We start from the raw sequence: 2,041 nt of genomic DNA on the forward strand, positions 1-2,041 counted from the left end.
CCGCCGCCTTCATCATGAAGGGCAGCATGCTGACCTTGACGCCGGACTTCTCGAGTTCCTTGTTCATCTGCACGCGGAACTGCTCGAGGTCGGTGATGTCGGCCTCGTCGTGCGTCGTGACGTGCGGGATGACGACCCAGTTGCGGTGCAGATTCGCCGCCGAAATCTTCTTGATGCGCGACTGTTCCTTGCGCTCGACGGGGCCGAACTTGGCGAAGTCGACCTTCGGCCAGGGCAGCAGGTCGATGCCGCCCACGCCACCGCCCGCGGGCGCCGACGCAGCCTTCGGTGCCGGCGCCGCCGCCGCGCCACCGCCCTTGGCAAACGCCTGCACGTCCTCGCGCAGGATGCGGCCGTGGTTGCCGCTGCCCTTGACGCGGCCGAGGTCCACGCCCATCTCGCGCGCCAGCTTGCGCACGGCCGGGCCGGCGTAGGCGAGTGCGAACGCGGCTTCGTCGATGGCGCCGGCTGGCGCCGCCGGCGCCGCTGCCGCCGCAGCCGGCGCGGCAGCGGCCGCGGCGGCCGATGCCGGCGCGCCGGCTGCACCAGCATCGCCGGTCGCCAGGCTCAGGATCACCGTGCCCTCGCTGACCTTGTCGCCGATGCCGAGCTTCAGCTCCTTGACGGTGCCCGACAGCGGCGCGGGTACGTCCATCGTCGCCTTGTCGGATTCGAGTGAGATCAGCGGGTCCTCGGCCTTCACCGTGTCGCCGACCTTGACGAAGATCTCGATGACCGGCACGTCCTTGAAGTCACCGATGTCGGGTACGCGGACTTCGGCGGTTCCGGACGGTGCGCTGACCGGCGAGGGCGGCGCGCTGATGCTCGGCTTGGCCGGTTCGGCCGGCGCCGCAGGGGCACCGGCGGCCTCGAAGGCCATCAGCACGCTGCCCTCGCTGACCTTGTCGCCAACCTTCACGGCGACGGACTTGACCTTGCCGCCCTGCGGCGCCGGCACGTCCATCGTCGCCTTGTCGGATTCGAGCGAGACGATCGGATCCTCGGCCTTCACCGTGTCGCCGACCTTGACGAAGATCTCGATGACCGGCACGTCCTTGAAGTCCCCGATGTCGGGAACCTTGATGTCGATGGCATTGCTCATGGATGACCCTCAGACGGTCCAGGGTGCGGCGCGCTCGGTGTCGAGCCCGTACTTGGCGATGGCCTCGGCGACCACTGCGGGCTTCATCACGCCGTCGTCGGCCAGCGCCTTGAGGGCGGCCACCGTCACATGCCAGCGATCGACCTCGAAGAAGCGGCGCAGGTTGCGGCGGTAGTCGCTGCGGCCGAAGCCGTCGGTGCCGAGCACCGCGTATCGCCGCCCGGCCGCCTGCACGTACTCACGCACCTGGTCGGCGTAGTTGCGCATGTAGTCGGTGGCAGCGATCACCGGGCCGTCGTGCCCGTCCAGGCATTGCTCGACGTGACTCTTGCGGCGTGGCTCGGTCGGATGCAGCCGGTTCCAGCGCTCCGCGGCCATGCCGTCGCGGCGCAGTTCGTTGTAGCTCGTGGCGCTCCAGACATCCGCGGCCACGCCCCAGTCGGCCTTCAACAGCTCGGCCGCTGCCATGACCTCGCGCAGGATCGTGCCGCTGCCCATGAGCTGCACGCGCTGGCCCTTCTTCGGCGTCTTGCCGCCGTCGCTGAGCTGGTACAGGCCCTTGAGGATCCCCGCCTCGCTGCCTTCGGGCATGCCAGGGTGCGGGTAGTTCTCGTTCATCAGCGTGACGTAGTAATACACGTCCTCCTGTTCGGCATACATGCGTCGCATGCCGTCGCGGACGATGGTGACCACCTCGTAGGCAAAGGTCGGGTCGTAGCTGACGCAGTTGGGCACCGTGCCGGCGAGGATGTGGCTGTGGCCGTCCTCGTGCTGCAGGCCTTCGCCGTTGAGCGTGGTGCGCCCGGCCGTGCCGCCGAGCAGGAAGCCGCGCGCGCGCATGTCGCCGGCCAGCCAGGCGAGATCGCCCACCCGCTGCAGGCCGAACATCGAGTAGTAGATGTAGAACGGGATCATCGGCACGTTGTTCGTGCTGTACGA

1 protein-coding gene and 1 pseudogene are annotated in these 2,041 nt (G+C 68.7%); both read right to left on the minus strand.

Annotation, left to right across the window (positions count from 1 at the left end; translation table 11 throughout):
- A partial coding sequence (locus QZV97_RS20805) for a biotin/lipoyl-containing protein (RefSeq protein WP_295647321.1) occupies nucleotides 1–1,102 on the minus strand: 1,102 nt, incomplete at its 3' end.
- A gap of 9 nt (nucleotides 1,103–1,111) precedes the next feature.
- Nucleotides 1,112–2,041, minus strand: a pseudogene (aceE, locus tag QZV97_RS20810) (pyruvate dehydrogenase (acetyl-transferring), homodimeric type); the annotation flags it as partial.

This window comes from uncultured Methylibium sp., from assembly GCF_902826655.1.
Classification (GTDB): domain Bacteria; phylum Pseudomonadota; class Gammaproteobacteria; order Burkholderiales; family Burkholderiaceae_C; genus Methylibium.